Below are 23,758 nucleotides of genomic sequence, written 5' to 3' on the forward strand. Positions count from 1 at the left end.
AGAATGGCCGGCTGGTGGCATCGGGAGGAGGAATGCCGCCAATCGACCCAGGCGCGGTGACAGTGGAAGCCCGTTCGCTTGGGAGGAGGTCGGCGGGCTTTCCGATCGTCCATTGCCGCAACATCATGACTGTACATCAAGTCGCGACAATAGACTGTCACCCGTTTGCTACGATTCCATGGCAATCAGGCTGGCGTTACCGCCGGCCGCCGCAGTATTCACCGACGTCACCTGTTCGCGGGCGAATCGCGCCACGTAATTCGGCCCGCCCGCCTTCGGCCCGGTGCCGGACAGGCCCGAGCCGCCGAACGGCTGGGAGCCGACAATCGCCCCGATGATGTTGCGATTGACGTAGATGTTGCCGACGGTCAGCCGCTCGGCGATCGTCTTGACCGTCTCGTCGATGCGACTGTGGACGCCGAGCGTCAGACCGAAGCCGGTCCGCTCGATCGATTCGCAGACCTTGTCGAGTTCGCCGGCCTTCCACCGCACCACATGCAGGATCGGGCCGAATACCTCGCGGTCGAGCGCCTCGGGCCTGTCCAGTTCGACGATATGCGGCGCGAACCAGTGGCCCTCGGCCGGCAAACCGTCTTGGAGGCGGCCCTCGAATCGGACCGTTTGCGACCGCTCCATGCGCTCGATGTGAGCGGTCAGCATGGCGTGCTGTTCGGCATCGATCACCGGGCCGATGTCGGTCGACGGGTCATGCGGGTCGCCGACGACCAGTTCCGCCGCGGCGCCGGCGATCATCTCGATCATGCGCTCGGCGACGTCCTCCTGGACATAGAGGACGCGCAACGCCGAACAACGCTGGCCGGCGGACCGGAACGCCGACATCACGACGTCGTCGGCGACCTGTTCCGGCAGCGCCGTCGCGTCGACCACGAGACCGTTGATGCCACCGGTTTCGGCAATCAGCGGCGCGATCGGCGCGTTGCGGGCGGCCAGGCCGCGATTGATCGCGAAGGCGGTTTCGGTCGAGCCGGTGAAAGCGACGACCGCCGTGGCATCATGGGAGACCAGCGCGGCGCCCACCTCCCCGTCGCCCGGCGCGAGGAAGAGACCGTTCGCTGGAAATCCGGCCTCGTGCAGGAGGCCCACCGCCAGCGAGGCGACCAGCGGCGTCTGCTCGGCCGGCTTGGCGATGACCACATTGCCGGCGGCCAGCGCCGCCGCGACCTGGCCGGTGAAGATCGCCAGCGGGAAATTCCACGGCGAGATGCAGATGGCGACGCCGCGCGAGCGATAGCGAAGGCGATTTTCCTCGCCGGTCGGACCGGGCAGCAAGGTCGGCTCGGCGAACAGTCGTTCGGCTTCGGCGGCATAGAAACGGAGGAAATCCACCGCCTCGCGGATTTCGGCGATGCCGTCGTCGACCGTCTTGCCGGCCTCACGGGCCAGAAGCGCCATGAACGCGCCCTGCCGCTGTTCCATCAGATCGGCGGCCTTGCGCAGCCAGGCGGCGCGGCTTGCGGCCGGCACTGCCTCGGCTGCCCGCACATGGCGCGCCGCCTCGGTGACGAGAACCTTCGCGCCACTCGCGCTCAAATGATGGCTGCGACCGACAAGCGCTCCATCGACCGGCGAACGGACGTCGACCGGCCCTTTGGCGTCGGCGCCCTTGAAGCCGCAGGTGGCCGCGATCGGTTCGCGCCCGGTCCGGTCGCGTGCGTCGAGGAAACGGTCGAGCGCACGCCGGTCGCCGAACTCGATACCGGCGGAGTTCTTGCGCGGCGCGAAAATCTCCGATGGCAATCCTATCTTCGGATGGCGGGCGGGACCGTTCTTCAAGACGTCGCGCGGCCGCTCGATCAAGGAATCGATCGGCACGTCTTCGTCGCCGACCTGCGCGACGAAGGACGAATTGGCGCCGTTCTCCAGAAGACGGCGCACCAGATAGGCGAGCAGATCGCGATAGCCGCCGACCGGCGCGTAGATACGGCAGGGAATTGCCGACGCGGAGTCGCGGCGCATGGTCTCATAAAGCGCTTCGCCCATGCCGTGCAGGCGCTGGAACTCGAATCCGGAGACATCGGCGCCGGCCATTTCGACGATGGTCGCGACGGTCAGGGCGTTGTGGGTCGCAAATTGCGGATACAGTCGCTCGCGCCGATCGAGAAGTGCCTTTGCCGCGACCAGATAGGATAGATCCGTCGCCGGCTTGCGCGAATAGACCGGATAGCCAGCAAGGCCTTTTTCCTGCGCCTGCTTGATCTCCGTGTCCCAATAGGCGCCCTTAACGAGACGGACCATCATCTTGACGCCCGCTGCCTTGGCGAGCGCGTCGACATGCTCGATCACGGCCAGGGTCCGCTTCTGATAGGCCTGGATGGCGAGACCGAAGCCGTTCCAGCCGTTAAAGTCGAAGTCCTTGGCCACCACGTCGATGACGTCGAGCGACAGTTCCAGCCGCGAGGCTTCCTCGGCATCGATCGTCAGGTTCAAATCGTAGCTTTGCGCCTGACGCGCCAGCTCTTTGACGCGGGGCACGAGTTCCTTCAGCACGGTGTCGCGGTGGGTCGGCTGATAGCGCGCATGCAGCGCCGAGAGCTTGACGGAAATTCCCGGGCGGTCGGGCAACGGCTTGTTGCCGGCCTTGCGGCCGATCGCCGCGATCGCATCGGCATAGGAGCGGAAGTAGCGTTCCGCGTCGGCCTTGGTGCGCGCGCCCTCCCCCAGCATGTCGTAGGAATGACGATAGCCCTTCTTCTCGAAGGCGCGGGCGCGGTCAAGCGCGTCCGCTATGGTCTCGCCGAGGACGAAATGGCGGCCGAGAAAACGCATCGCCTGGCGCGTCGCGGTGCGGACCGCCGGCGCGCCGACGCGCTTGACGAGAGAGGAGATGACGCCTTGCGGCGTTTCGCCCGGCCGGATGATCCGCGCAGAGATGCCGAGCGCCCAGGCCGAGGCAGCGGTCAGCATCCGGTCCTCGTCGCCATCGTGATGGGCCCAGTCGCCGGCGCCGATCTTGTCTTCGATCAGCCGGTCCTGCGTCTCGGCGTCGGGCACCCTGAGCAGCGCCTCGGCCAGGATCATCAGCGCCAGCCCCTCGCGACTCGACAAGCCGAACTCGCGCAGGAAATCCTCGACGCCACCGATGCCGCCGGCCGCGCCGCGAATCTCCTCGATGAGATGGCGCGCCCGCCGATCGACCGCCTCCTCGTCGTGGGTCCAACGCTCGGAGGCCTCGAACAGCGCGGCGACCGCCGCCGTATCGTCCGGCGCGAACGGAGCCGAAAAGGGTTCTGGCATGGCCGACATGGTTCACTCCGTGATCGATCGACGACGACGCCGCTATTTAACAGATCCGGCAGCCGTGTTTCTCCCCAAAGAGTAGCCTGACTGCAGTGGAATGCTTCGCAAAAGTTCCTTACATTGGCTCCAATGACCGAATTTGATCAAAAAGACCGGAACATCCTCCGCGAGTTGCAGCGTGACGGCCGCCTCACCAATCTCGAACTCGCCGAGCGGGTCCACCTGTCGCCGACCGCGACGGCCGAACGGGTGAAGCGCCTCACCCGAGACGGGTATATCCTCGGATATGCAGCGCGTCTTTCGCCGGAAAAGCTCGGCCGCGGCATGATCGTCTTCGTCGAGGTCAAGATGGACCGGACCAGCGATGCGGTGTTTTCCGAATTCAAACGCGTCGCTGAAGCCACGCCCGACATCATGGAGTGCCACATGGTGGCCGGCGGATTCGACTATCTCATCAAGGCGCGGGTGAAGGACATGACCGCCTATCGAGCGTTTCTATCCAACGCGCTGCTGGCTCTTCCCGGCGTGCGCGAAACGCATACCTATGCGGTCATGGAAGAGGTGAAGAACACGACCTCGATCGTGTTCTGACACCGCTGCTCGGGCCGTTACGGCGCGTCAACGCTGCTTGCGCAGCCCCAGCCGATGCGCGATAGTCGGGCAGCTTCCATTCGATCCGCCGGACCGCGTTTTGCCCGCAGCGTCCGCGTCCACTCAAGGAGACCTTGATGATCCATATCCGCAATTTCGCGGTCCTCGCCCTTGGCGCATCGCTGCTCAGCTTTCCGGCGCTTGCCCAGGACGCGGAGAGTTGTTCGACCGTACGCCTTTCAGACGTTGGCTGGACGGACATCACCTCCACGACGGCTGTCGCCAGCAACATCCTGTCGGGACTCGGCTACGAGCCCGACGTCAAGATCCTCTCGGTGCCGGTGACCTTCGCCTCGCTGTCCAACAGCGACATCGACGTCTTCCTCGGCAACTGGATGCCGGCACAATCCGAACCGATCAAGAAGTATCTCGATGACGGCTCGATCGTGCAGGTGAAGGCCAACCTGGAGGGGGCCAAATACACCCTCGCGGTGCCGAAATATCTCTACGACAAGGGTCTCAAGGACTTCGCCGACATCCACAAGTTCAAGGACGAACTCGGCGGCAAGATCTACGGCATTGAGCCGGGGAATGACGGGAACAGCCTGGTCCTCGGTATGATCGAGAAGAACGAGTTCGATCTGAAGGGCTTCGAACTGGTCGCGTCATCCGAACAGGGGATGCTCAGCCAGGTCGCGCGCGCGACCAAGGCCGAGAAGCCGATCGTGTTCCTCGGCTGGGCGCCGCATCCGATGAACTCGAACTACGACATCGAGTATCTGACCGGCGGCGACGACACCTTCGGTCCCGACTACGGCGGCGCGACCGTCTACACGGTCGAGCGCAAGGATTTTGCCACGGACTGCCCCAACCTCTCCAAGCTGTTCGAGAACCTGACCTTCGACCTGCCCATGGAAAACGAGATCATGGGCAAGATTCTCGACGACAAGCAGAAGCCGAACGAGGCCGCGGCCGAATGGATCAAGGCGAATCCGGATCGTCTCGATGCATGGCTCGAAGGCGTCATGACGCTGGACGGACAAGACGGCCTGCCGGCGGTGAAGGCCTCGCTCGGACTTTCCTGACCGGTTGCGCCGTCCAGGGAACATTTCTGGAAGGCCGGTTTCGCCCGGCCTTCTTCTTTAGAGCATCGAACGAAAATATGGACGCGTTCTGCCAGAGGGATTTCGGGACAAGGACGAGGGGATCGGCGCAGGTCGTAGCGGCGCTACGGCCAAGACGAGACCCGATGGAATTGGCCCGAAAGCTCCTGGCCCTTTGGGTTTCCGGCCGCCGGGCGCCCACTTTGTCGGCCGGCTCGACCGTAGCGCCGCTACGCTCGTCGTCAGCCTCCGCGTGGATCACCTCGGCGAGCCGAGAAACAGAACCGCATCTATATTGTCGTCCGATGCTCTAAGAGCAGACCCGACCAGGAAGGAACCCCCGGCCCGTGGAATGGCTCCAGAATCATCCTCTGCCGATCGGCGAAGGCGCCTCGGCTTTCGTCGACTGGCTGACCGCCAACTTCACCTTCATCTTCGACGCGATCAGCAATGGCCTCGGCGCCTTCATCGACGCTGTCCTTTTTCTGCTGCAGTGGCCCCATCCCTTTGTGGTCGTCGCAGCCTTCGGAGCCATCGCCTACGCCGCCCGTCGCTCGATCCCGATCGTCATCTTCACCATCGGCGGCCTGCTGCTGATCATCAATCTCGGATTCTGGAACGACACCACGGAGACGCTGGCACTGGTGCTCGCCTCGACCGCCGTTTGCATGCTGATCGGCGTGCCGCTGGGGGTTGCCGCCGCCCGGCGCAACTGGCTCTACGCCGGTCTTCGACCCGTGCTTGACCTGATGCAGACGATCCCGACCTTCGTCTATCTGATCCCGGCGCTGATCCTGTTCGGGCTCGGCGTGGTGCCGGGACTGGTGGCGACGGTAATCTTCGCCCTGCCCTCATCGATCCGGCTGACCCGCCTCGGCATCGCCTCGACGCCGCGGCAACTACTCGAAGCCGGCGACGCGTTCGGCGCGACACGGATGCAACGGCTGTTCAAGATCGAGATTCCCTACGCGCTTCCGCAGATCATGGCCGGGCTGACCCAGACGATCATGCTGTCGCTGTCGATGGTCGTGATCGCCGCGCTGGTCGGCGCGCCGGGCCTCGGCGTTCCGGTGCTGCGCGCGCTCAACAGCATCAATATCGGCCAGGGTTTCGAGGCCGGGTTGGCGATCGTACTCCTCGCCATCATCCTCGACCGGTTCTTCCGCATCGACGAAAAGACGCGCTCATGAGTCCGATCGTCTCCTTCCAGAACGTCTCGATCTGCTTCGGCAGGAAACCCGAGCAGGCGCTGCCGCTGGTCGATGCGGGCAAGAGCCGTAGCGAAATCCGCGAGGCAACCGGTGTGACATTGGGCGTTGCCGATGCCTCGCTCGACATCAGTGCCGGCGAGATCGCCGTTCTGATGGGTCTGTCGGGTTCGGGCAAGTCGACCTTGCTGCGCGCCGTCAATGGCCTTGCTCCCATTACCCGTGGCCGCGTGGTGATTGATACCGGCAATGGGACGGTTGACCCGAAGGATTGCGGAACGAAACGCCTGCGCGAACTGCGCCGTCACGAAGTGGCGATGGTCTTCCAGCAATTCGCGCTGCTGCCTTGGCGCAGCGTCGCCGAGAATGTCGGTCTCGGTCTCGAATTGGCAGGCGAGCCCCGCGCCAAGCGCCGCGAGCGGGTCATGGCCCAGCTCGATCTTGTGGGCCTTGGTGACTGGGCGGACAGCCGCGTCGGCGAATTATCCGGTGGCATGCAGCAACGTGTCGGTCTCGCCCGCGCCTTTGCCACCGACGCGCCGATCCTTTTGATGGACGAGCCGTTCTCGGCGCTCGATCCGTTGATCCGGGCGCGGCTGCAGGACGAACTTCTGGAAATCCAGCAACGCCTGAAGAAAACGATCATCTTCGTCAGCCATGATCTCGATGAGGCCTTCAAGATCGGCAACCGTATTGCCATCATGGAGGGCGGCCGCATTGTCCAGATCGGCACCGCACAGGACATCGTGCTCAGGCCTGCGGACGACTACGTCTCCGACTTCGTCGCCCACATGAACCCGCTCAATGTCCTGACCGCCGAAAACGTGATGAAGCCGCTAGCCCCATCGAGCGGCTCAGCCCCGGCCCGGGTCGCGGCGATGGCCGAACCCGACACGCCGCTGAGACGTGTGATGGAATCGATTTCCGGCGGCAATGGCGCGGTGGTCGTCTCCCGCAACGGACGGGTGGTCGGTCAGATTGGAGCTCAGGAGATCGTCGACGCGCTAATGCGCCACTGATACCCGGACAGCATTGGCGGGGGCCCGTTGCAGCGAGCGCGGCCACGCTCTTGCCGCAGCCGGATTCGCCGACGATCGTCAAGGTCTCGCCGCGCTTTACGGACAAGCCGACGCCGTCGACGAAGTTCTTGCCGGACTGGAAACGCGACGAGAACTTTTCGTGCGAGAGCTCAGTCGCGGTGTCTGCCTATCACATGGCGCCGACGTTGCTCATGCCGCCACCAGATGGCCGGCGCCGCGATCGGTCAGCACCAACCGCTCCGGCGCTTCGCCCAGCTTCCTCACGGGGCTCGGAATCTCCTGGTCGAGCCGCGGGAATTGGTGCCGTCGCCGCGTAGGATCCGGCACCGGTACCGCTTCGATCAGCCGCTGCGTGTAAGGATGCTGCGGAGCCGAGAAAATCTGATCGCGAGTACCGGTCTCGACGATCTGACCAAGATACATGACGGCGACGCGGTCAGAGATGTTCTCGACCACCGCCATGTCATGGGAAATGAACAGATAGGCGATCCCGAAGTCGGCCTGCAGCTCGCGCAGGAGTTCCAGCACGCGTGCCTGTACCGAGACGTCGAGCGCAGAAATGCTCTCGTCGGCGATGATCAGCTTCGGTCGCAGCGCCAGCGCCCTGGCGATGCAAATCCGTTGGCGCTGGCCGCCGGAAAATTCGTGCGCGTAGCGGCTCATCTGGTCGGGTGATAGGCCGACGCGCTCGAACAATCCGGCCACCCGCTCGCGGCGCTCTGCGCCCGACGCGATGCCGTGGATCACCATCGGCTCCGCCACGAGATCTCCGACTCTCATGCGCGGATCGAGCGAGGCGAAGGGATCCTGGAAGATCATCTGGATATCGCGACGGATCGCCTTTGCGTCCTTGCGCGCGAGGCCCGCCATATTGCGCCCGCCGACGACGATGTCGCCGCTATAGGGCACCAGTCCGGCCAGCGCCTTGGCGGTGGTCGACTTGCCGCAGCCCGACTCGCCGACCAGAGACAGCGTTTCTCCGGCTGTGACATCGAAGGAAACGCCCTCCACCGCGTGAACCCGCCGATCAACCCGGCCAAAAAAACCGCCGTGAAGATCGAAGCGAACGGTGAGACCGCGCACGCCGACCACCGGCGGCGTTCCGGCGATGCTCGTCGGCCGCGTGGCGACCCGGCCCGTCCCGCCGCCGATCCGGGGCACGGCCGCCAGCAGTTCCTTGGTGTAGGCAACCTGGGGTTCGGCGAAGATTGCCTCCGCCGATCCCGCTTCCACCATGCGGCCCTCGCGCATGATGATGACACGATCTGCCATCTCGGCGACGACGCCCATGTCGTGGGTAATCAGGATGATCGCCGTGCCGAGGTCCCGCTGAAGTTCGCGCAGAAGTTCGAGCACCTCCCCCTGCACCGTCACGTCGAGCGCCGTCGTCGGCTCGTCAGCGATGAGGACATCGGGCCTGAGCGCCAGCGCCATAGCGATCATCACACGCTGGCGCATGCCACCGGAGAGCTCGTGCGGATACTGCCCCATCCGGCTGTCCGCCTCCGGTATCCTTACCGCGTTCAGCGCCTCGATCGCGCGACGCCGGGCTTCGGCGCGCCCGACATTGTCATGGGCCCGGATCGCCTCGGTCAGCTGCCGTCCGATGGTCAGCACCGGATTAAGCGACGTCATCGGCTCCTGGAAGATCATTGCGATCCGGTCGCCGCGCACGCGCCGCATCGCCACTTCGTCGAGCGTCGCCAGGTTAGTGTCGTCGAGCCGCATCACGCCGGCCTCGATCCGCGCCCCCGGTTTGGGCAGAAGCCCCATGATCGCCAGCGCCGTCATCGATTTGCCCGAGCCGGATTCTCCGGCGATGCACAATGTTTCGCCGCGACCGAGCGTGAAGGCGAGGCCCGATACCACAGGCCGTGGGCCAGCCTCGCCGCCCACGAGGACGGTCAGCCCGTCGACGGTCAGCACGGGTGCCGCCGGCGCCTCCCTCCCCATTTTCGTACCGGCCGGGGCAAAGGATGCCCCGGACTGTTGGTGCCGCCCCGCGAGAATCATTCGAAGACGCAACGGGGAAAATAGAACGAGACGACCCAGTTGGGCATGTCGACGATCTCCGAGATCCGCAGGTCGCCGCAGGTCGAGACCAGCATATAGGCCTCGACCGGGTCCATCCGGTAACGACCGGCCAGCAGATCGACCATCTGCGAAACTGCAGCCTTCGCCCCCTCCATCAAGTCGGAGCCGATGCCCGTGGTCACCTCGTAGCCCTTGGCGTCGAGATGACGGGTAACCGGTCCCGGCGTCGTGAAGCGCGGCATCTTGAGCCGAGCGTCCTTGACCAGATCGAGGGTCAGCACCGTGTTCATCGGGCTTTCGATGGCGGTGCCGCAGACCTCGCCGTCGCCTTGTGCGGCGTGAGTGTCGCCGACGGAGAACAATGCGCCCGCAACCTCGACCGGCAGGTACAGCACTGTGCCCGCGGCAAGATCGCGTATGTCGAGATTGCCGCCGACCCGGCGCGGCGGCACGATCGAGTGGTGACCTGCCTCGGCCGGGGCGTTGCCGATCGTCCCGGCAAAGGGCTTGAGCGGCACCCTGCCCTGGCTGCCGAACAGCGCCGGTTCGAGACTGGCCGGATCGTATTTCCAGATCGTCAGCGCCGGCTCCCTGAAGTCGTCGGCGAGGAGGCCGAAGCCGGGGATGTTGGCCGTCCAGCCGAAGCCTGACGGCTTGAACGCCTCGACGGTGATCTTCAGCGCGTCGCCGGGCTCGGCCCCTTCGACGAAGATCGGGCCGTTGACGGGGTTGATCTTGCCGAAGTCGAGAGTTCGGACGTCTGCCACGGTCGAATCCGGCGTGAGCTGCCCGGCAGATGAGTCGAGGCATTCGAATTCGATCGTCGAACCGGGCGCGACACGCGCGACCGGTTCGAACGAATTGTCCCAGCCGAAATGATGCTGCCGGGCGTGGATCGTGTAGTCGCAGTTACTGCACATCGGTGACGAACACATAATCGTAGTTGATCGGGATATGGACGGGATCGACATACAGGTTGTCGGCGCCGCCCATACGCTTCGACTTCATGGTGAAGCGCTGCTCATTGAACACCGGCACCCACGGCGCATCGGCCATGATCGCACCGTAGATCTCGCTCCACATCTGGGCGCGCTCGTTAGCTTTAGCGGGGTCGACGATCGCATCCGCCGCCGCGGCCTTCTTGTCGAGTTCCTCGTTGCAGTACCAGGACCAGTTCCAGCCGCCCGGGACCGCGCCGTCGCAGCCCAGGATCGGCCCATAGAAGTTCGACGGATCCGGGAAGTCGGCGATCCAGGCCATTCCGCCCGACCAGATCATCGGCGCGCCGTCCTTCTCGCCGCCGGCGGCGATCACGTTCGCCTGGGCCAGAGCCTGGATGTCGGCCTTGATGCCGATCTGGGACAGATCCTGTTGGATCGCCTGGGCGATGCGTGGGTTCGGATCGGTGTTCATGACGAAGAGTTCGGTCTGGAACCCGTTCGCCAGGCCGGCTTCGGCCAGCATCTCCTTGGCCTTCGCCGGATCGTAGGGATAGCCTTCGAAGCTCTTGTCATAGCCCGGCATCGACGGCGGAAGCGGCTGGTTGGCCGGCAGCGCCCGGTTGTTGATCATCTGGACGATGCGGTCCTTGTTGATTGCCATGTTGACCGCCTCGCGAACCTCCTTCTTGTCGAAGGGCTCCATCTGCGTGTTCATGGTGATGTAGCCAGTCTGCAACTGGCCGCCCTCGACGACCCGAGCCTTCTGCTCAGGATCGTTCATAACCTCCTGGAACTTCGCCGGCGGAATGCCGTCGCCCGGGATATCGACCTCGCCGCTCTGTAGGCGCAGCAGCGCGACGATCGGCTCCTGGCCGATTTCGAAGGTGATCTGGTCAAGATACGGAACGCCGTCGCGCCAGTAGTCGGGGTTCTTCTGGAACACGAGGCGCTGGCCGAGCGTCCATTCCGCCAGCTTGAACGCGCCGGTGCCGACCGGGTTCTTACCGAAATCGGCGCCATATTCCTCTACCGCCTCCTTCGGCACGATGGAGGAGAAGTTCAGCGCCATGACATGCAGGAAGGTCGCGTCCGGCCGAGACAATTCGATCTTCACGGTCAAGGGATCGACGGTGGTCACGCCTTCGAGCGATTCCGCGCTCCCGTCGGTCATCTGGGCGTAGCCCTTGATCGAGCCGAAGAAGCCGGCGCCGGGGCTCTGGGTCTTCGGGTTGGTCACGCGATCAAGCGAATATTTCACGTCGTCCGCCGTCATCTCGCGGCCATTGTGGAACTTGACACCTTCGCGCAGGTGGAAGGTGAAGACGGTTCCGTCTTCCGAGATGTCGTAGCTTTCCGCGAGGCCGGGACGGAGGGTGGTCGTTCCCGGCACATAGTCCATGAGCGCGCCAAACAGGCTCTTGATCATCGACCAGTTCTGCCAGTCGTAGCCGATCGCCGGATCGAGCGTCGCGACGTCGTCCTTGTAGGTGATGACGATCGCGCCGCCCTGTTTGGCATCTGGATCGGGCGTGTAGGCGGCATCGGCTGCCGCTGCGGCGTTCGTTGCGTCCGGCGCTTTGGCGGGACTATCCTGAGCGGCGGCGGGAACGGTTGCCAGCGCGAGGCTGAGCGCCGAGGCTGCGACCGTGGAGGTGAGCCATGCTTTCATCGGGTCAATCCTTTTCTTGGTTCGAGAGGATGGGTTGAAATGCGTGGTCAGCGCAGCTTGATGCGCGGGTCGATGAAGGGCGTGACGATGTCGGCAAGCAGATTGCCGAGGACGATGGCGCAGGCCGAGACCAGCGTCACACCCATGATGATCGGGATGTCGACGCGCTGGATCGCCTGCCAGGCCAGTTGGCCGATACCGGGCCAGCCGAAGACGCTCTCCACGACAACAATGCCGCTCATGAACAGGCCGATGTCGATGCCGATCATGGCGATCACGGGCAAGATCGCGTTGGGCAGCGCGTGACGGAACAGCACCGTGGCGCGTGGCAGGCCCTTTGCGCGGGCGGTGCGAATATAGTCCTGGCGCAGGACGTCGATCATCGAGGAGCGCATCATCCGCGAGTACCAGCCGGCGCCCAGAATGCCGAGCGTCACCGAGGGCAGGACGAGATGCGAGAACGTGCCGTAGCCGCCGATCGGAAACCAGCCGAGCCGCACTGCAAAAACGTAGAGCAGCAGCAGGCCGACGACGAATTGCGGCGCGGAGACCCCGATGAAGGAGCCGACCATCAGCGCCTGATCGGTCGCCGTGCCGCGCTTTACAGCGGCAATCAGCCCCATGGTCAGCCCGAGAGCCAGTTCGCAGACGATTGCCCCGGCCATCAGCAAGAGGGTCGCCGGCAGCCGTGCCATGACCAGCGTGGTCACTTCCGAGCGTTGCAGATAGGACCGGCCGAGATCGCCCTGGACGAGGCCGAGAAGGTAACGGCCGTACTGCACGAGGAAGGGCTGGTCGAGCCCGAGTTCGCGGCGGATGTTCGCGACCGTCTGCGGCGTCGCGCTACGCCCGGCGATCTGGCGCACCGGGTCGGCCGGTAGCAGATACAACAGCGCGAAGGTGATCAGCGACACGCCGAGCAGAATCAGGATGGATTGGAAGAGACGCCGGGCGAGGTAGGCGATCACGATAACCTCCCGCGCTGGGTCGGGTCGAGGATGTCGCGCATCGCGTCGCCGACGAGGTTGAAGGCCAGCGCCAGTGTCAGGATCGCCGCGCCGGGAAAGAACACCAGCCACGGCGCGGCCTGGAAATAGGTCTGGTTCTCGAAGATGATGTTGCCCCAGGAGGGCGTCGGCGGCTGCACGCCGACGCCGAGATAGGAGAGCGTCGCTTCCAGGAGGACCGTGGTCGAGATGCCGAGCGTTCCCCAGACGATGATCGTCGGCAGGAGATGCGGCAGAATATGGTGAAAGAGGATGCGTAGCGTGCCCGCGCCGATCGAGCGTTCGGCCTCGATGAATTCGCGCTGGGCCAGCGAACTCGTCTCGGTATAGATGACGCGGGCGGTTTGCACCCAATTGACCAACGCGATCACCAGCGCGACGATCCACAGGCTCGGCGACAGCACGGCGGCGAGACAGATCGCCAGCAGCAGCGCCGGAAACGCCATCATCAGATCGGTGAAGCGCATGAGGATGGTCCCTGTCCATCCGCGAAAGAACCCGGCGGTGACCCCGATCAGCGTGCCGATCAGCAGCGCAACGCCGTTGGCGGCAATGCCGATGATCAGCGAGGTGCGCGCGCCGTAGAGAATGCGCGTCAGGAGATCGCGCCCCAAGAGGTCGGTGCCGAGCGCGAAGGCGCCGCCTGGCGCCATCGGGGCACCTTCCAACGTCAGGCCATCGAAGAGCTGGTCGTTCGGATCGTAGGGAGTGAGCCAGGGCGCGAGCAGCGCGCCCGCAACGGTCAGGACGATGATCGCCAGTCCAACAACCGCGAGTGGTCGGGCGAGGAGCTGCGCAAGAATGCCTTTTCGCTTCACGCCAGAAACGGTCCCCGGCCGCAGCGGCTCAGAGGCGAGTAAATCGCTCATCGCGCCCTCCGTGTGCTGGGTCCTGGTCCTGTTGCAGCGAAAGAAACTTCCGCGCCGCTTCCTCGATGGTCGTCTGCCAGTTCATCGCCAAGGCCCGCAATTGCGCATAGGCGCGATCCTCGCCGACGCCATCGGCCGCCAGTGTAACCACCGCCCTGACGATGGTTTGACGCTCGGCCACCCGTTCCTTGAGGCTCCTCACCTCTTCGGCGAGGCTGCGGCGGGCCTCGAAGCCCTGACGGGCGATCAACAACGCGCTGTAGATGCCGGAATTGCCTACCGGCTTTACCAGATGGGAGTCGGCACCGTGCGACAGAGCCCATTCGATCCGGCCCGGCGCTTCCGAGCCAATCAGCGCGATCATCGGCATGGGGGCCTCACCAGGCGCCCAGGCGAATTGCGCATCGAAGCCCATATCCGCGTCGAAGAACACGAAATCGGCACCGAGCGCTTCGGGCGGTAGATCCGGCCAGCACCCGAACGGCGACAGGCCGATGGCGATCAACTGACGGACTAGAGCGGCGGTCGCGCCATGCGGGCGATGCAGGATGTAGGCCGTAGCGCCGCCGAGATTGGGAATGCGATCGCGGCGCGTCATGACACGGCCCTCAGGTTCGGGCGGCCGAAGGTGGCGAGCGGATCGTAGCGCGACAAATAGGGATCGGGATCGATCCGCTTTGCGACCTCTTCAACCACCTCGAAAGCCTGGCCGGCGACGCGCCCGATCTTGACCGGCAGGCTGGCATGCTGCGTCTGGGGATCGATCGCGATGGGTCCGAACGGCGTCGCAAAAGTCCGGCCGGCAAAATCGAGATTGCCTTGGTTTTCGCCGGCCGACATCATGTCGGCCAGGACGATGACCGAACTGAAAGCCGAAACGAAGAAGGAGGACGGACGGGGCTGAACGGGCTGTTCCGAACTCGCCGTTCGCTGCGGCCACCGGGTTGTCCCGTCATCGAAAAACGGGCCGACGGCGATGTGCCCTTGTGCGGCGTCGCCGATCGCCGGCAGTTCGATCTCGGTCAGGTTGCAGGACAGGATCGGGCAGGTTGCAGCGGAAAACCATGGATCGTCCCGCGTCAGTTGTTCATAGGCCGCGAAGAACGCGTAAGAGGACGGCCCGATCAGGTGATTGAGGATGAAACTGGGGCGGGTGGCCCGGATTTCGTCGATCAGCCGGCCGACATCGACATCGCCGAGCGGCAGGTAGCGTTCGCCGAGAATCTGGCCGCCGGCATCACTGACGAGGTCGCGCGCTACTCGGTTGGTTTCCCACCCCCAGATGTAGTTGGAACCGACGAGGAACGCGTCGCGGCCGAAGCGCGGCACGATATAGCCGAGCAGCGGAACCAGATGCTGGTTCGGGCAGGCGTTCATGTAGACGACATGTTCGTTCGACTCGAAGCCCTCGTAGGGGCAAGCATACCACAACGTCCCGCCGGTCTTTTCCAGAACCGGAATCACCTCCTTGCGGCTCCAGGACGTGATGCAGCCGACGACATGCCGGGCCGAACTGGTGCGCAGGATGTCCTCGCAGAGCGGCGCGTAGCGATCGATCTGCCCTTCGGGATCACGCTCGATCGGAACCAATTCCGTACGCGAAGCCGGATCGGCGTTAACGGTCGCGATACCGTGCATCGCACCGTCACGACATGCCTCCGACAACAGGCGGTAATTGCCCGAGCGTGAGTACAAGATGCCGATTTCGATCCGCTGCTTCACCACAAGCCTCAAACAAAAAACCCCGCGCGCCAAGGTCGATCAGTCGATCTTGGCGCGCGGGGCTCGGATGCCGTCCGGCGGTCAGGGCCGGTATTTGAGCGAGAAGCGTATCAGCGCGTCTTCCAATGTCAATCGACCTGCATCTATTTTTTACATGCATGATTTTTAAGCAGAGAGCACTTGGTAGTCTCCATGCCGCTCCCTGCGGAGAGCCGGTAACGCCGATTGCCGCATTCGTAGATGCATGCGCGAGGTCGCGCAGATCTTCTTCGCCAGGGCAGCGAGCCCGTATCCCTCGTGGCGGCCAAGGCGGCTTGGATCAAGTTGAGCGCCGAGCTCGCGAATTGCCGGCTGCATCATCTCGACCGCGCCTTGAGTCGGACAGGAGGGCCTCGATCACCAAGCTCGGCTGCACGGACGTCGTTGCCTTTTTCGGACATTCGACTTGGTCACTTCCGACCGCCAACGCTGCAATGGCATCGTTTACTTCGAAACCAGGACGCTGTGGGTGCTGGAGATCCTCGAGCGCGGCTTCATCTGCGTCGGCACGCGCCATGTCAGTTTCTCCCATGGCGAGGGGCGCGGATGGCCATTCGCGAGCCGCTTGCGAACGACCGCGCGCGATCCGGGGCGACCGTCATTTCCCTGTTGCAATCGATCGCGCTTTCCGCCATATACCGCCCGTCCGCGGCACCGAAGTGCCGCCCGGAGCGGGCGGGCGTAGCTCAGGGGTAGAGCACAACCTTGCCAAGGTTGGGGTCGTGGGTTCGAATCCCATCGCCCGCTCCAATTTTTCCCATTGTAAGCGCTGGTTCAAGACCCTGTCTTACCGGGGCTTCTCGCGTTTTAGCAGCGGTTGAAACCGAGGCCGGGCGAGGCGCTGATTCGTGTCGCCGGACGGTGGTGGTTACCTCCCGGTTACAAGTGTGGCAGGAACAAGCTTCTTGAAGTGTTCAACTCGACGGAGCCAGATACCACCCGCAGCATCATCCTGTCTCGTTCGGATCTGCGGGGTCACCGCCGCCCCAGTGTGGTGGGCGTGTTTCTCGCGATGCTGGCGCACGACATTTTGATCCCTTATCTCGGCGACTTGTCTTAATCTGGCTTTGGACTCATTAGAGGAGGAAGCCATGACGCGTTCGTCCGTGTTGTTTGTCGCTACTCTTATCGCAGGGGGCGCTGTTTTTCCCGCCATGGCTCAAGACAGTCCCATGAGCTTCTTCGTCACCAGCCAGGGGCCGGGCGACGGCGCCGATCTCGGCGGACTGGAAGGAGCCGACACCCATTGCACCAATCTCGCCGAAGCTGCCGGCGTAACAGGAAAAACCTGGGCGGCCTATCTGAGCACGAGCGACACCGACGCACGTGATCGCATTGGCACGGGCCCTTGGGTCAACGCGCAGGGCGAAACCATCGCCGAGAACCTCGACGCGCTGCACAGCGAAGCGAACAACATTACCAAGACAACCGCGCTAGACGAAAACGGCGAGGTGGTGAACGGCCGCGGCGATCAGCCGAACCGCCATGATATCCTGACCGGATCGCTCCCGGACGGCACCGCGCACGAAGCGACCTGCGAGAACTGGATGTCGAGTGGCGAAGGCAGCGCCATGGTCGGCCATCACGATCGCACGGGGCTCGACGATTCCGCCGAGGCCAAATCCTGGAACTCGTCGCATCCCTCGCGCGGTTGCGGCCAAGAGGCGTTGCAAGGCACTGGCGGGGACGGCTTGCTCTACTGCTTCGCGAAATAGCGATGCAACCGGCGCCCAGTCGCAACGACGTCCAAGACGCTCCCGCGTCGATCACCGCGCAGAAGTTTTAGGTGCAGGAATTCGGACATAAAAGCGGAAAATGGTAGCGGAGGAGCGTTGCCGCCATTACAGTGCTATGACCAAATTCGTTTGCTGAGCTACATTTGCTTGGTTACGAGAACTTTTAGGTGCGAGTCCTGTCCCCGCAATAGGTTCCATCATCAATTGCTGGTCACGCAAATATAACAAGCATTTAGGCCGCTCTCTGGGCGGCTGCTTTGCGTTCAATCTCCGATTTCTTGCACTGGGTATAGCGAATGTGTTCATCGACATCACAAGTTCGAATCCCGCTCGGTCCGCCACTTCAGTCCCTGAGTGGGCACTGAATTTACGCCATTTTTTCCGATCAGCGCCCGTAGCAGCTGAGACTTCGATCCCATGATCCGAACCTCGCCATCGGCGACTTCGACACGCTGGGCAAGCGCACGCAGGTGGTCGCGGCGGTAGCCGCCGCCTTCGAGCCGGATGCGCTGGCGGGCGGTTTTAGCGAAAGCGCGGACCAACTGCGGGGTGACGGCCTTGCTGCCGGAGTTGTCGAGCATGGCCTGCGCTCGCTCTGCGTCGGCCTTGGCCTGATCCCGGATGGCCTTGAGCCCGTCGATGCGGTCTTTGAGCGCGGGATCGTCGATGTCGGCCACGCCCGCCTCTATGGCGTCGTAGAGACGCTTGAGCCGCAGTTCCGATTCGGCGGCCCGCTTATTCAGTTCGGCGATATGGTCGCTGCGGCGCTCGGATTGCTCCTGCCGCCGGTCGAGCACGCTTGCGAGGATGGTTTCCAGCCGCTCGGGCTGAAGAAGCTGGCTCTCAAGGTGATCGGCGACCAGATCGTCCAGCTTCTCCATCGGCACGGCCATGCCCTCGCAGGCGGTTGGTCCCTGCCGCGCCTTCATCGAGCAGGCGTAATAGCGGTAGCGCCCGCCCTTGCCGGTGCGGATCGTCATGGCCCCACCGCATTTGGCGCAATGGATCAGGCCGGTGAGCATGGTCGGCCCGCTGATGACGCGGGCGGGCATGACCTTGGGATTGCGCGCCTTGAGCCGCGCCTGCACCGCGTCGAACGTCTCCCGGTCGATGATCGGCGGGACCGGAACCGTCACGATCTCGCTGACCGGCTTCAGTTCCTTGGACTTGCTACGCTTGTTGAACTCATGCTCGCCCATATAGGTGCGGCGCGTCAGAATGCGGTGGACCTGCCCGATACCCCAGCGTCCGCCGTCGCGGGTGAGGATGCGGCGGCTGTTGAGGTAGGAGACGATGTTCTTGACGCCCATCTGGCCTCTGGTGCCGTCACCTTCCAACGCGAGTCGATAGATCAGCCGCACCGTGTCGGCGTGTAGCGGGTCGATCTCCAGCTTCTTCTTGGTCTTGGCTCCACGCTGCTCGGCTGCGGCGACACGGTAGCCGATAGGCGGCAGCGAGCCGTTCCAGAAGCCCTGCCGGGCATTCTCCTTCAAGGCCCGCATCACATGCTTGGCGTTCTCCTTGGACTGATACTCGTCGAACAGCGCCATGATCTGGCGCATCATGACGTGCATCGGATCGTCGCCCATCTCCTGCGTGATGGAGATGAGCTTGATGCCGTTCTTGGCGAGCTTGCGGACATAGAACTCAAGCTCGAAGTGGTCGCGGAAAAAGCGGCTGAACGAATGGACCACGACGATATCGAAGGGTGACGGCTTGCTGGTGCCCGCCTCGATCATGCGCTGGAACTCGGGGCGGCGGTCAGTGGTCGCCGATGCGCCGGGTTCAATGAAGGTCTCGACAAGCTGGTAGCCGCGCGAAGCGCAGTAAGCTTCGCCCTGCCGCTTCTGGTCTGGGATGGACACGTCATGCTCGGCCTGCCGCGCCGTCGAGACGCGGAGATAGAGCGCGGCGCGCTGGGGGATCGTGGAAGAGGCGACGGGCATGTCCGGTCTCCTTCTCAAACGAGTGTCGGGACCGAACAATCCGGTCGTATGAGGCTCAGGCGGCGCGCTTCAACGGGCGGGCGCGTTCGATACGCTCGCGCTCCCCTGGCGTGTTCATGATTTCCCAGAGATCGTTGCGCCGCTGCACGTTGAGCCAGAAGTCGGGACTGTTGCCGAACACGCGCGCGAGGATAAGCGCGGTCGCGGCAGTCACATTCCTGCGGTTGCCGCACAACTCGTTGACATGCTTGCGCTGAACGCCCATCGCCTCGGCGAGCGCGCCCTGGGTCAGGCCCATCGGCTGCATGAACTCTTCGGTCAGGATTTCACCGACAGTGGCCGGCTTGCGCTTCGTGGTCAACATGGTCTGCCTCGCTCTCATCGGTAACTGTGATCGTCCAGATAAATCCCGTCCGCCTCCCCGCGCTTGCCATTCCAGCGAAAGATCAGCCGCCATTGCTGGTTGACGCGGATTGAATGGAACCCCGTCAGATTACCGCGCAACTTCTCGAAGTGATTGCTGGGCGGAACGCGCAGGTCCTGATCGGTTACGGCGTCGTCAATCATCTGGAGCTTGCGGAACAACCGGGCTTCAAGATCGGACGGGATATTGCGGGAGCGAACATCATCCACAAAAAAGGCCCGCAACCAGTCATCCCGAAAGCCGACGATCATTCGCTTCCCCCAAGTCTGAGCAGATGTACCACACTGTAACTCATATTGCAATGCTTCCTGTTGATCTCCCATCGCTCAGCGTCGGGTCAGCCGCCGGGACGGAAGAGTTCGTCGAAGAGATCACCGAACCATTGCTCGAACACTTCGACCTCGGCCTGTGTGACCGGAACGGGATGGGGCCAGTCGTCGGTGACGGTCCATGTGGACAGGTCATGTTTGGGCGGTCGGCCCATGGGCACATGGTATCCGAGCAGGTCTTCAAGCTGCTCCGATACGGTCGGCGGCCTGACGCGCCGGGAACGGGGTGCTGCCCCTGCGCCGTCGTCCGCTCGATCAGAAGTCATCGAAGTCGAACTTGCTGTTGGGCCTCCACGATACGGGATCTTCGACCCATCGGTCGATATCGGACTCTCGCCATCCGGCGCCGTTGATGCTGATCCTGATCTGGGCCGGAAAAGTACTCTCAGCGATCTTTCGATAGATGGTGGAGCGAGACAGGCCCGTCCGGGAGAGAACGGTGGTCAGGCGGACGATACGGTCTGGTGCGGGCATGGATGCGATGCCTCCGGCTGGCGGTTTCTGACGGCTCTTTGGCCAGTCAGGACAGGCCCTTGCCGGGGCGCAAGAGGGCTCGGGGAATCGTCGCGGCGCCGGATGGAAACGGCGGCACATAGGAAAGATTACAGCCCAAGTCCGCGCCCTCTCCCGAGGTCGAGACCGTGAGAGAGGGCGAGGGCCGCGCCGAGTCGGCGGCCAGCCTCCATGTCGATGCCTAGTGCGGCCTTGCGGTTGGCGAGCAGAGATTCCATCTGCGGATCGCGTTCGAGGCTCTTGGCCATGTCGCCCATTGCCGACCGGGTGGCTTTGTAGCCCGCCATGTCGCCCGCCTGGTATTGATGCTGGCTGGCGCGGTCGAGCTTCCGCCAGCGCTCGACAAAGCGGTCGGCGCGGCGTTGCGGATCGGTGCGCAGTTCGGTTTCAAGCTGGAGCGCCCGGATGGCGCGGTTGACCTTGCGTGCACCTGCCTCTCGGGCGAGGCGGGGCTCTTTCACGTAGGCGGCTTCGGCATCGCGCCAGCCATGAGGCCGCACGCCCTCGAAAGCCTTGCGAGCGTCGGAAAGTTTCCGCATCTGGTCCGGGCTTCGCTTGCCGCCCGCATCTTCGGCGCCGAATATCGCGTCCACCGCGCGGGCATGACGGATGAGCGCATCGGTGCGGGCCTTGCGCAGCGCCGCCTCCCGGTCCGCCGCCACGGCTCTTTCAGGCGCATCCGTCGTCCGCCGGACCTCCGCCGCAGCGCTTTCCCGTACCGGCCCCTGCGCTTCGCCAGCGCCCGGCGACGGCGCTGCCCGTTCCGGCCCCTGTCCGCCATCGGCGGGCAGGCGCAACCCGTCGAACATGCCGCGCACCTTTTCCGGCACGACCTTACGCACGATCTCGGCAACCCGGGCGCGGAAAGTGATGCCGCGTCGTTCGGCGTAATCCCGCGCCGGGTCGATCTGCTCGTAGTCGGATGCCATGTCCTTGGCCCGGTCGCGCGACAGGGTGCGAGCGAGCCGGTCCTGACCGGCGAAGTCGTCGTGGCCATAATGCAGATCCATGCCGTCGCGGTGCCGGGACAGGGCGACATAGCTGCCGTGGGCGTCCATCCCCGGTGTCGCCAGCATATGGGTGCGGTCCACGGTCATGCCCTGCGCCTTGTGGATCGTCGCCGCATAGCCGTGGTCGATGCGGTCGTAGTCCTTCAGGTCGAATGAGATACTGCGCCCGTCATCGGCGTGCACCGACATGCTCTGCGGGCTGACCTCAACGATGGTGCCGAGCGTGCCGTTCTTCACGCCAAGGCCGCGTTCGTTCTGCAGGAACATGACGCGGTCTCCACTGGCGAAGCTACGCTCTCCGCGCTCGACCATGACACGCACGTCATCGCCCAGATCGCCTGCGTTCCGCATTCGCTCCCGCGCCCCTTCATTGAGTTCGCGCACCTCGGCATTGGTATGGGTGAGGATGATCCGGCTGCGATGCGGTTCGGCCTGCCGGTCGCGGTCCCAGCGGTCGATCAGATCATCGCGCGCCTGTTCCCGCGTTTGGGCCTCATGGACCATGTCATGACTGTCATAGGCATGGATCGCATTGCCGGTTCTGCCGGTCGCCAGATCGCGCGTGGCGTCGCGCTGCCAGTCCTTGCGCTGGCGGCGAACTTCGCCGATCTCGGCGCCGCCGTGGCGTTCGTGGATCGAGCGGAAGGCTGCGCCCGCTTCGATGGACTGTAGCTGCTGCGGATCACCGACCAGGACAATCTTCGCGCCGGCGTCGGCGGCATGGGACAGCACGCGCTCCATCTGGCGCGTGCCGACCATGCCGGCCTCATCGATCACCAGCACGTCACCGCTGGTGAGCAGATCGCGGCCGTTCCGCCAGCCATGTTCCATGCTGGCGATGGTGCGCGATGCTATGCCCGATCCGCTCTGGAGGGCTTCCGCAGCGATGCCGGACAGAGCGATGCCGCGAACGTCATATCCCGCCGCTTCCCAGGCTTCCCGCGCGACGCCCAGCATCGCGCTCTTTCCCGTCCCGGCATGGCCGACCACGCTGCCCAGACCGCGCCCGTCGGTGACATGCGCCAGCGCATCGGCCTGCTCGCCGGAGAGGACAAGGCCGCGCTGTTCGGCATGCGCCAGTGCGGCCACTGTGTACCTGTCATCGACCTCGTGGCGTTCGGCCCCGGCCATGAGTTCGGCGGCACGGTGCAGGCGCTGTTCGGCTTCGATCATGTCGCGGGTGGTGAACCGGTCCTCGCCGCGTCGGTCCCCTCCCAGTTCGACCAGATCGGGCGCGTTTCCTATGGCATGTGTCACCGCATTGAACTGGACGATGCCGTCGCTGTGCCGATGCGCGAACCGCGCCATCTCGCGCCGCGTGAAGGTCGATTGCTGATGCGTGATCGCATCCAATGCAAGGGATGGATCGGCGATGATGCGTTGGCCATTGTCGCGGGCGATCTGCCGGTGCATCTCGGCCCGATCCGCAACGGTGGCGGCCGCCTCGATCCCTTCGCCTTTGACACGTCGTGTCTTGATGCCGTCGTCCTCGGCACGACGTGTCTCGGCACGACGTGTCTCGGCACGATGTGTCTCGATGCGATGTGACTCGGCACGATGTGTCTCGATGCGCTGCGCGGGTGCGCCGATCTGGCTTTGCGGCTCAAGCCCGATGCCCTGCGCTTCAAGGCTGCGATGATCGATGCGCGCGTCGATGTCGAGTTCGACCAGCCGCTCGTTGGCGAGTTCCGCCCAGCGTTCGCGCCACCGCTCGACCATCTCGGTGCGGTTCCAGTCGCGGACCTTCCGGCCAAAGCCGTTCTCGTCCACCGAGCGCATGGTAAGCATGACATGGGCATGGGGCTTGGGCGTGCTGTCCTCGCCCATGTCCCAATGCACATTGAGGTCGGCGATCATGCCCTGGTCGACGAATTCCGATTGCGCGAAGTCGCGGGCGAGCTCGATGCCCTGAGCCTTGCTCATCTCACGCGGGATGGCGAATTCCACCTCGCGGGCAAGCTGTGCGTCCTTGCGGACCTCGAAGGCTTCGACGTCGTTCCACAGTCGTTCGCGGTCGCTCCATGCCTCAGGCGCGTTTTCCGGCAGCAGCACCTCGGAATGGACGACGCCGCGCTTGGCGGAAAAGTCCTGAACGCGGTCAATCCGCTCGTCGCGCATCCGCGAGGCGGAACGGTAAGCGGCGGAGGCAACCGCGCTGCTCCCGGCCTTGCGGCCAATGACCTTGACGTGAAGATGATAGATCGCCATCGCGATCAAGCATTGGCACGGTCAAGCGCACGTCGGAACGACGTATAAGCGCGCCCTCCCTCGAAAAAATATCGGGATGGACCGGCGCGTGCCAGACCGTCCCGATAACCT

At 64.1% G+C, this 23,758-nt stretch carries 19 protein-coding genes and 1 tRNA gene; 6 read left to right on the forward strand and 14 right to left on the reverse strand.

The window, feature by feature from the left end; all coding sequences use genetic code 11:
* Positions 1-168: 168 nt before the first annotated feature.
* Positions 169-3,264: a bifunctional proline dehydrogenase/L-glutamate gamma-semialdehyde dehydrogenase PutA gene (gene putA, locus ING15_RS16485; protein ID WP_206455935.1), complete on the reverse strand. Its 3,096-nt coding sequence runs from the start codon at positions 3,262-3,264 to the stop codon at positions 169-171.
* A gap of 123 nt (positions 3,265-3,387) precedes the next feature.
* Here putA and ING15_RS16490 point away from each other — a divergent pair, with 123 nt between their 5' ends.
* The 4 genes from ING15_RS16490 to choV all read left to right on the forward strand — a co-directional run bounded on the left by ING15_RS16490 (position 3,388) and on the right by choV (position 7,179).
* A complete protein-coding gene (locus tag ING15_RS16490; RefSeq protein WP_206455936.1) occupies positions 3,388-3,849 on the forward strand; it encodes an Lrp/AsnC ligand binding domain-containing protein in 462 nt (153 codons plus the stop codon).
* Between the two features lie 137 nt (positions 3,850-3,986).
* Positions 3,987-4,934 (forward strand): choline ABC transporter substrate-binding protein, encoded by a 948-nt coding sequence (locus ING15_RS16495; RefSeq protein WP_206455937.1) that lies wholly within the window; start codon positions 3,987-3,989, stop codon positions 4,932-4,934.
* Positions 4,935-5,299: 365 nt separating this feature from the next.
* Complete coding sequence (gene choW / locus ING15_RS16500; protein WP_206455938.1) at positions 5,300-6,142, forward strand: choline ABC transporter permease subunit; 843 nt, start codon at positions 5,300-5,302, stop codon at positions 6,140-6,142.
* On the forward strand, positions 6,139-7,179 hold the full coding sequence (gene choV, locus ING15_RS16505) for a choline ABC transporter ATP-binding protein (protein WP_206455939.1): 1,041 nt from the start codon (positions 6,139-6,141) through the stop codon (positions 7,177-7,179). The genes choW and choV overlap by 4 nt, the downstream gene beginning before the upstream one ends.
* A 210-nt stretch (positions 7,180-7,389) precedes the next feature.
* Here the strand turns inward: choV and ING15_RS16510 are convergent, their stop codons facing one another.
* The 7 genes from ING15_RS16510 to ING15_RS16540 are packed head-to-tail and all read right to left on the reverse strand — an operon-like array spanning position 7,390 to position 15,442.
* Positions 7,390-9,153 (reverse strand): ABC transporter ATP-binding protein, encoded by a 1,764-nt coding sequence (locus ING15_RS16510; RefSeq protein ID WP_232845829.1) that lies wholly within the window; start codon positions 9,151-9,153, stop codon positions 7,390-7,392.
* A gap of 56 nt (positions 9,154-9,209) precedes the next feature.
* Positions 9,210-10,154 carry an acetamidase/formamidase family protein gene (locus tag ING15_RS16515; protein WP_206455941.1) on the reverse strand — a complete coding sequence of 315 codons (945 nt, stop codon included), beginning with the start codon at positions 10,152-10,154 and terminating at the stop codon, positions 9,210-9,212.
* On the reverse strand, positions 10,144-11,844 hold the full coding sequence (locus ING15_RS16520) for an ABC transporter substrate-binding protein (protein WP_206455942.1): 1,701 nt from the start codon (positions 11,842-11,844) through the stop codon (positions 10,144-10,146). The genes ING15_RS16515 and ING15_RS16520 overlap by 11 nt, the downstream gene beginning before the upstream one ends.
* A 47-nt stretch (positions 11,845-11,891) precedes the next feature.
* Entirely contained in the window at positions 11,892-12,812 is a 921-nt protein-coding gene (locus tag ING15_RS16525; protein WP_206455943.1) for an ABC transporter permease, read from the reverse strand.
* The gene (locus ING15_RS16530) at positions 12,809-13,720 is read right to left on the reverse strand and encodes an ABC transporter permease (RefSeq protein WP_206455944.1); all 912 of its coding nucleotides are present in this window, start codon (positions 13,718-13,720) and stop codon (positions 12,809-12,811) included. Before ING15_RS16530 ends, ING15_RS16525 begins: the two co-directional genes overlap by 4 nt.
* Positions 13,698-14,318 (reverse strand): ANTAR domain-containing response regulator, encoded by a 621-nt coding sequence (locus tag ING15_RS16535; RefSeq protein ID WP_206455945.1) that lies wholly within the window; start codon positions 14,316-14,318, stop codon positions 13,698-13,700. Before ING15_RS16535 ends, ING15_RS16530 begins: the two co-directional genes overlap by 23 nt.
* Positions 14,315-15,442 (reverse strand): transporter substrate-binding protein, encoded by a 1,128-nt coding sequence (locus ING15_RS16540; RefSeq protein ID WP_206455946.1) that lies wholly within the window; start codon positions 15,440-15,442, stop codon positions 14,315-14,317. Before ING15_RS16540 ends, ING15_RS16535 begins: the two co-directional genes overlap by 4 nt.
* A gap of 714 nt (positions 15,443-16,156) precedes the next feature.
* Here ING15_RS16540 and ING15_RS16545 point away from each other — a divergent pair.
* Positions 16,157-16,231 (forward strand) — tRNA-Gly (locus ING15_RS16545).
* A gap of 341 nt (positions 16,232-16,572) precedes the next feature.
* Positions 16,573-17,196, forward strand: coding sequence for a hypothetical protein (locus tag ING15_RS16550; RefSeq protein ID WP_206455947.1), 624 nt, complete (start codon positions 16,573-16,575; stop codon positions 17,194-17,196).
* A 332-nt stretch (positions 17,197-17,528) separates the two neighbouring features.
* On the opposite strand, the gene ING15_RS16555 is transcribed toward ING15_RS16550, so the two are convergent.
* From ING15_RS16555 to traA, 6 genes are all read right to left on the reverse strand, one after another.
* Complete coding sequence (locus tag ING15_RS16555) at positions 17,529-19,163, reverse strand: recombinase family protein (RefSeq protein ID WP_206455948.1); 1,635 nt, start codon at positions 19,161-19,163, stop codon at positions 17,529-17,531.
* A gap of 55 nt (positions 19,164-19,218) precedes the next feature.
* The gene (locus ING15_RS16560; protein WP_206455949.1) at positions 19,219-19,527 is read right to left on the reverse strand and encodes a HigA family addiction module antitoxin; all 309 of its coding nucleotides are present in this window, start codon (positions 19,525-19,527) and stop codon (positions 19,219-19,221) included.
* Positions 19,528-19,541: 14 nt separating this feature from the next.
* Positions 19,542-19,838 (reverse strand): type II toxin-antitoxin system RelE/ParE family toxin, encoded by a 297-nt coding sequence (locus ING15_RS16565; protein WP_206455950.1) that lies wholly within the window; start codon positions 19,836-19,838, stop codon positions 19,542-19,544.
* 86 nt (positions 19,839-19,924) lie between these two features.
* Positions 19,925-20,071: a hypothetical protein gene (locus tag ING15_RS19590; protein WP_232845830.1), complete on the reverse strand. Its 147-nt coding sequence runs from the start codon at positions 20,069-20,071 to the stop codon at positions 19,925-19,927.
* A 100-nt stretch (positions 20,072-20,171) separates the two neighbouring features.
* Entirely contained in the window at positions 20,172-20,390 is a 219-nt protein-coding gene (locus ING15_RS16575) for a helix-turn-helix transcriptional regulator (RefSeq protein WP_206455952.1), read from the reverse strand.
* Between the two features lie 128 nt (positions 20,391-20,518).
* Complete coding sequence (gene traA / locus ING15_RS16580; protein WP_206455953.1) at positions 20,519-23,647, reverse strand: Ti-type conjugative transfer relaxase TraA; 3,129 nt, start codon at positions 23,645-23,647, stop codon at positions 20,519-20,521.
* Positions 23,648-23,758: the final 111 nt, after the last annotated feature.

Origin of the sequence: Aurantimonas marina, from assembly GCF_017183135.1 — a bacterium.
Taxonomy (GTDB): Bacteria; Pseudomonadota; Alphaproteobacteria; order Rhizobiales; family Rhizobiaceae; genus Aurantimonas; species Aurantimonas marina.